The sequence below is a fragment of the Pseudomonas sp. CM27 genome (genome assembly GCF_013179515.1).
In the GTDB taxonomy this organism is placed as follows: domain Bacteria; phylum Pseudomonadota; class Gammaproteobacteria; order Pseudomonadales; family Pseudomonadaceae; genus Aquipseudomonas.
In genome coordinates this window covers 1-6,109 of sequence record NZ_JABMCN010000315.1, presented here as the reverse complement: position 1 = coordinate 6,109, position 6,109 = coordinate 1, and the positions used below count along the sequence as shown (strand labels likewise).

Sequence of the window (6,109 nt, the reverse complement as noted above, 5' to 3'; positions counted from 1 at the left end):
GCCATCGTTGGTGCGCACACCCTCGCGGAACTCGGTCAACTGTTTGCTCACGTACTGGGAGTGCTGCCCGCCCAGGTGCGGGAAGCCAGCCAAGGCGATACCCGCGCCGTTCGGCGAGTGGCAGCCGGTGCAGGCAGGCATGCCTTTCTCCAGGTCGCCACCGTTGAACAGCGCACGGCCACGTTCCACCAGCTTGGGATCGGCGGCACCCACGCTGCCTTTCTGGCTGGAGAAATAGGCGGCGATGTCGGCCAGGTCCTGATCGCTGAACGCGGCCAGCATCCCGGTCATTTCCAGCACGGTACGCTTGCCGGACTTGATATCGTGCAGTTGTTTTTCAAGGTAGCGCTCGCCCTGCCCAGCCAGTTTCGGGAAGTTCGGTGCCAGGCTGTTGCCGTCGGGGTTGTGGCAGGCGCCACAGACGGCCGTCTTGGCCTGGCCGGCGGCGGCATCGCCTTTGACAGTTTGCGCAGCAGTGGCCGCACCCGCGACCCCCAGGGTCAACAGCAGACTCACGACTAGTTTGTTCATCAGCTAATCCAACACGGCTAAGGGTGAAATGTTATGTATCGGGACTGCCGCTCATCCAAAGGATGACCAAACGGTAGTCCTCGGCACTGCAGTCCATGCACAATCCACGCGGCGGCATAGCCTTGAAACCCTGATTCACATGCGCCATGAGTACCTCCATGCCTTGCGCCAGCCTTGGCTCCCAGGCTGCCCGGTCACCCTTCTTGGGCGCCTGCGGCAACTGCCCGGCGTGACAGGCCGCACACGTGCGGTTGTACAACGCCTCGGGATCCTGTGTAGCCTGTGCGCTGAAAAACGGCAGGAACATACCGACAGCTAGCAGCCATTTCGCCAGGCGAAACGACCTGACAGGGTTGGGGGACGCGCTGCGTTCTGATGCGCAAGCTATAGTTCGGCACCCCATGCCCGTTCTCCTTCGCTGGGAGAATGGGCACACAAAAACTGGGGCATTATATACTTCTGTCAGCCAAACGGAAATGACACCGCTTGCCGGCCTAGGCTTTGGCAACACCCACATCGGATATCCCATGCAAGTCAAGAACCCCATCCTCGGCCTCTGCCAGAAAGCCACATTCGCCCTTAGCGCAGCCAAGGTCGAACAATGCCCGGACGACCAGGGTTACGAGGTGGCTTTCGCCGGCCGCTCCAACGCCGGCAAATCCAGCGCCCTCAATACCCTGACTCATGCCAGCCTGGCGCGTACCTCGAAAACCCCCGGTCGCACCCAGCTATTGAATTTCTTCAGTCTGGACGATGAACGGCGTTTGGTCGACCTGCCGGGCTACGGTTATGCAAAAGTGCCGATTCCGCTCAAGCAACACTGGCAGAAGCACCTGGAAGCCTACCTGGGCAGCCGTGAGTGCCTGCGTGGCGTGATCCTGATGATGGACGTCCGCCACCCAATGACCGATTTCGACAAGATGATGCTGGACTGGGCCAAGGCCAGCCGCATGCCGATGCACATCCTGCTGACCAAGGCCGACAAGCTGACCCACGGCGCAGGCAAGAACACCTTGCTGAAAGTGCAGTCGGAAATCCGCAAGGGCTGGGGCGATGGCGTGACCATCCAGCTGTTCTCGGCACCCAAGCGCCTGGGTGTGGAAGACGCCTACCGGGTGCTGGCGGACTGGATGGAGCTGGAAGACAAGCCAGTTGCCTGAGGGCCTGCATGAATCCTTGTAGGAGCAGCCTTTGTGCTGCGAAGAGGCCACGACAGGCTGTAGACATCTATTGCTCATGCCGGCCATTTCGCAGCACAAGGCTGCTCCTACAGGTGTGAGCAGCAACTGCCGACCCAAATTCCGGGCAAAAAAAACCCCGGACTTCGTATGGGGAGGGGGAAGTTCGGGGTCCAAGTCCGGACCGCTAGGGCGGGGTCCAGATATCTGCCAACACTTAACACAACATAGGAGCATCGAAGGGCTTCACCAGCCATTCAGTTACTCTGAGTTCCGCTTCACTGGTTTAGTTCCGAAGCCCTGAAAACTATTTGCGATAATTTCAGGAATCTTCAGCACCAATGGCACTGGGCAGTGCCAGGATCCGCGTCCCTACGTCGCAGATCCTACACAGCTTTCCCCGTTCAATCAGTGAGCTTCATCCCAATTCGCGCCAATTCCTGCCTCGACCAGCAGCGGAACATCCAGCTGCGCGGCCTGGCTCATGTGCTGGCGAATTTCATCTTTGACCTGCTCCACCAGGTCTTCGCGCACCTCCAGCACCAGTTCATCGTGTACCTGCAGGATCACCCGTGCATCCAGCCCGCTCTCGCTCAGCCAGTTATCCACATTGACCATGGCCCGCTTGATGATGTCGGCCGCCGTACCCTGCATCGGCGCGTTGATCGCCGTACGCTCGGCGCCTTTGCGCAGGGCCGGGTTCTTGGCGTTGATGTCGGGCAAGTACAGGCGGCGACCAAACAGGGTTTCGACAAAGCCTTGCTCGGCCGCCTGGGCTCGGGTGCGCTCCATATAGGCCAGCACGCCCGGGTAGCGGGTGAAGTAACGGTCGATGTAGTCCTGCGACTGCTTGCGATCGACGCCGATCTGCTTGGCCAGGCCGAACGCGCTCATGCCGTAGATCAGGCCGAAGTTGATGGCCTTGGCGCTGCGCCGCTGGTCGGTGGTGACGTCTTCCAGTGCCACGCCGAACACTTCAGCTGCCGTGGCACGGTGCACGTCCAGGTCGTTGCGGAACGCATGCAGCAAGCCTTCGTCCTTGGCCAGGTGGGCCATGATGCGCAGCTCGATCTGCGAGTAGTCCGCCGCCAGCAACTTGTAACCCGGGCTGGCGACAAACGCCTGGCGAATGCGCCGGCCTTCGGCAGTGCGAATCGGGATGTTCTGCAGGTTAGGGTCGCTCGACGACAGCCGGCCGGTGGCGGCCACCGCCTGCTGGTATGAGGTGTGGATACGCCCGGTGCGCGGGTTGATCTGCCCCGGAAGCTTGTCGGTATACGTGCTTTTGAGCTTGCTCAGGCTGCGGTACTGCATCAGTACCTCGGGCAGCGGGTAGCCTTGCTCGGCCAGCTCGTCGAGCACCGCTTCGGCGGTGGATGGCTGGCCCTTGGCGGTCTTGCTCAGCACCGGCATGCCCAGCTTGTCGTAAAGAATGGCACCCAGCTGCTTGGGCGAGCCGAGGTTGAACTCCTCGCCGGCCAACGCATACGCGCGCTGCTCCAGCTCGGCCATCTTCACCCCCAGTTCACCGCTCTGCACCCGCAGCAGCGCGGCATCGACCAGCGCACCCTGGCGCTCGATCCTGGCCAGCACCGGCACCAACGGCATTTCGATGTCCATCAGCACCGGCTGCACGCTCGGCGTTTGCGCAAGGCGAGCCTGCAGTGCCTGGTGCAGGCGCAAGGTGATGTCGGCGTCCTCGGCGGCGTAGGGGCCGGCCTTGTCCAGGTGGATCTGGTTGAAGGTGAGCTGCTTCGCGCCCTTGCCGGCAATGTCTTCGAAGGCGATGGTGGTGTGGTCGAGGTACTTCTGCGCCAGGCTGTCCATGTCGTGACGTGTGCCGGTGGAGTTCAGCACATACGACTCGAGCATGGTGTCGTAGGCCACGCCGCGCATTTCGATGGCAGGCGAGGCATTGACGAGGATGTTGATATCGTACTTGGCGTTCTGCCCGACCTTGGCCTTGGACGGGTCTTCCAGCAGCGGCTTCAGCGCCAGCAGCACCGCCTCGCGGTCCAGTTGGGCGGGCGCGCCTTCGTAATCGTGGGCCAATGGCACATAGGCCGCCGCATGCGGCTCGACAGCGAACGACAGGCCCACCAGCTGCGCTTTCTGGGCGTCCAGGCCGGTGGTTTCGGTGTCGAAGGCGAACAGCGGCGCCTGGCGCAGCTTCTCCAGCCAGGCATCGAAACGGGCCTGGTCGAGGATGGTTTCGTACTTCGGCTCGACCTTGGCTGCCGGCTCCTCGACCGCTGCGATGGCCTCACCGGCCCGCGCCGCTTCGCGCTGTACATCCGCAACCCAGCTCTTGAACTCCATCTCGGTATACAGCGCCAGCAGCGCGTCGCGGTCAGGCTCGCCGCAGACCAGCGCCTCGACCTCGACGTCCAGCGGCACGTCGACCTTGATGGTGGCCAGCTCGTAGGACAGGAACGCCGCGTCGCGGTGTTCCTCCAGCTTGGCCGGCAGGGTCTTGGCGCCACGGATGGCCAGTGCAGGCACCTTGTCCAGGTTGGCATACAGGTCGCCGAGGCCACCGCCGATGCCGGTCAGCAGGCCCACCGCGGTCTTTTCGCCGACGCCGGGCACGCCAGGAATGTTGTCGACCTTGTCGCCCATCAGGGCCAGGAAGTCGATGATATGTTCCGGGCCGACGCCAAATTTCTCGTGCACGCCAGCCACGTCCAGCACGGTGCCGGTCATGGTGTTGACCAGGGTAATGTGCCCGTCCACCAACTGCGCCATGTCCTTGTCACCGGTCGAGATCACCACCGGACGGCCTTGGGCGGCACTGCTGCGGGCCAGGGTACCGATCACGTCGTCGGCCTCGACGCCCTCGACGCACAGCAGCGGGTAGCCCAGCGCCTTGACGCTGGCGTGCAGCGGCTCGATCTGCACGCGCAGGTCGTCCGGCATGCTGGGCCGGTTGGCCTTGTACTCGGCAAACATGGCATCGCGGAATGTGCCGCCCTTGGCATCGAACACCACCGCGAACAGGCTGTCGGGGTATTGCTTGCGCAGGCTCTTGAGCATGTTCAGCACGCCCTTCACCGCACCGGTTGGCATGCCCTTGGACGTGGTCAACGGGGGCAGCGCATGGAAGGCGCGGTACAGGTAGGAGGAACCGTCCACCAGGACGAGGGGCGCTTGGCTCATGAGCAGAATCAACCTTTTCGACGGGTCCGGCGCTAGAATAGCCAGAATCATTGACGACAAAGGGACTAGGTTATCATGCGTACACTCAATCGCCTGTTACTGCTCGGCCTGTTGGCAACCATGCCTGTCGTCACCCTGGCGGCGGACGACGCGCCCTCGGCCGATCCCGAGGTAACCATTCGCACGGAAGGCGACAAAACCATCCAGGAGTACCGGCAGAACGGGTTCCTGTATGCGATCAAGATCACGCCGAAAAACGGCAAGCCTTATTTCCTGGTACGCGCCGATGGCACCGACGCCAATTTCATTCGATCCGACCAGCCGGACATGCTGATACCGTCCTGGAAGATCTTCGAGTGGTAATCTGACGCGCACCGTTCACATCAACCCGGCACTTCCCGGCGGAAGTGCCCGTATGGGCATTTTTTCATCATGTCAGTCTTCACCCCCGTGACCCGGCCTGAGCTGGAAACCTTTCTGGCGCCGTACGAGCTGGGCCGTCTGCTCGACTTCCAGGGCATTGCCGCCGGCACCGAGAACAGCAATTTCTTCGTCAGCCTCGAACAGGGGGAGTTCGTCCTGACGTTGATCGAGCGCGGGCCCAGCGAGGACATGCCGTTCTTCATCGAGCTGCTGGACACCCTGCACGAAGCCGACATGCCGGTGCCCTATGCGATTCGTGACCGCGACGGCAACGGCCTGCGCGAGCTGTGCGGCAAACCGGCGTTGCTGCAGCCACGGCTGTCGGGCAAGCACATCAAGGCCCCGAACAACCAGCACTGCGCCCAGGTGGGCGAGCTGCTGGCGCACATCCACCTGGCCACCCGCGAGCACATCATCGAACGCCGCACCGACCGCGGCCTGGACTGGATGCTGGCTGCGGGGGCCGAGTTGCTGCCACGGCTGACTGCCGAGCAGGCTGCACTGCTGCAGCCGGCCCTGGCCGAGATTACCGCGCACAAGGCGCAGATCCTGGCGTTGCCGCGGGCCAACCTGCATGCCGACCTGTTCCGCGACAACGTGATGTTCGAAGGCACCCACCTGACAGGTGTGATCGACTTCTACAACGCCTGCTCCGGGCCGATGCTGTATGACATCGCCATCACCGTGAACGATTGGTGCCTGGATGAGCACGGCGCGATCGACATGCCCCGCGCTCAGGCGCTGCTGGCAGCGTATGCCGCGCTGCGGCCGTTCACTGCAGCCGAAGCCGAGCTGTGGCCAGAGATGTTGCGGGTAGGCTG

At 62.7% G+C, this 6,109-nt stretch carries 6 protein-coding genes; 3 read left to right on the top strand and 3 right to left on the bottom strand.

The window, feature by feature from the left end:
• A partial coding sequence (locus HP547_RS26555; RefSeq protein WP_172288386.1) for a cytochrome c occupies positions 1 to 531 on the bottom strand: 531 nt, incomplete at its 3' end.
• 31 nt (positions 532 to 562) lie between these two features.
• Positions 563 to 865 (bottom strand): cytochrome c5 family protein, encoded by a 303-nt coding sequence (locus tag HP547_RS26550; RefSeq protein ID WP_172288388.1) that lies wholly within the window; start codon positions 863 to 865, stop codon positions 563 to 565.
• Between the two features lie 193 nt (positions 866 to 1,058).
• Here HP547_RS26550 and yihA point away from each other — a divergent pair, with 193 nt between their 5' ends.
• Complete coding sequence (yihA, locus tag HP547_RS26545; protein WP_172232757.1) at positions 1,059 to 1,691, top strand: ribosome biogenesis GTP-binding protein YihA/YsxC; 633 nt, start codon at positions 1,059 to 1,061, stop codon at positions 1,689 to 1,691.
• A 426-nt stretch (positions 1,692 to 2,117) separates the two neighbouring features.
• On the opposite strand, the gene polA is transcribed toward yihA, so the two are convergent.
• Positions 2,118 to 4,865, bottom strand: a complete 2,748-nt coding sequence (gene polA, locus HP547_RS26540) for a DNA polymerase I (RefSeq protein ID WP_172288384.1) — start codon at positions 4,863 to 4,865, stop codon at positions 2,118 to 2,120.
• 75 nt (positions 4,866 to 4,940) lie between these two features.
• On the opposite strand from polA, the gene HP547_RS26535 reads away from it, so the two are divergent.
• Both HP547_RS26535 and HP547_RS26530 read left to right on the top strand, forming a co-directional pair.
• A complete protein-coding gene (locus tag HP547_RS26535; RefSeq protein WP_010951520.1) occupies positions 4,941 to 5,228 on the top strand; it encodes a DUF2782 domain-containing protein in 288 nt (95 codons plus the stop codon).
• A gap of 69 nt (positions 5,229 to 5,297) precedes the next feature.
• Positions 5,298 to 6,109, top strand: an 812-nt coding sequence (locus tag HP547_RS26530) for a homoserine kinase (RefSeq protein ID WP_172288382.1), incomplete at its 3' end; no start/stop codon positions are given.

Coding starts and splice junctions, on each gene's coding strand:
- polA (WP_172288384.1), bottom strand. CDS start 4,865: ATGAGCCAAGCGCCCCTCGTCCTGGTGGACGGTTCCTCCTACCTGTAC.
- yihA (WP_172232757.1), top strand. CDS start 1,059: ATGCAAGTCAAGAACCCCATCCTCGGCCTCTGCCAGAAAGCCACATTC.
- HP547_RS26535 (WP_010951520.1), top strand. CDS start 4,941: ATGCGTACACTCAATCGCCTGTTACTGCTCGGCCTGTTGGCAACCATG.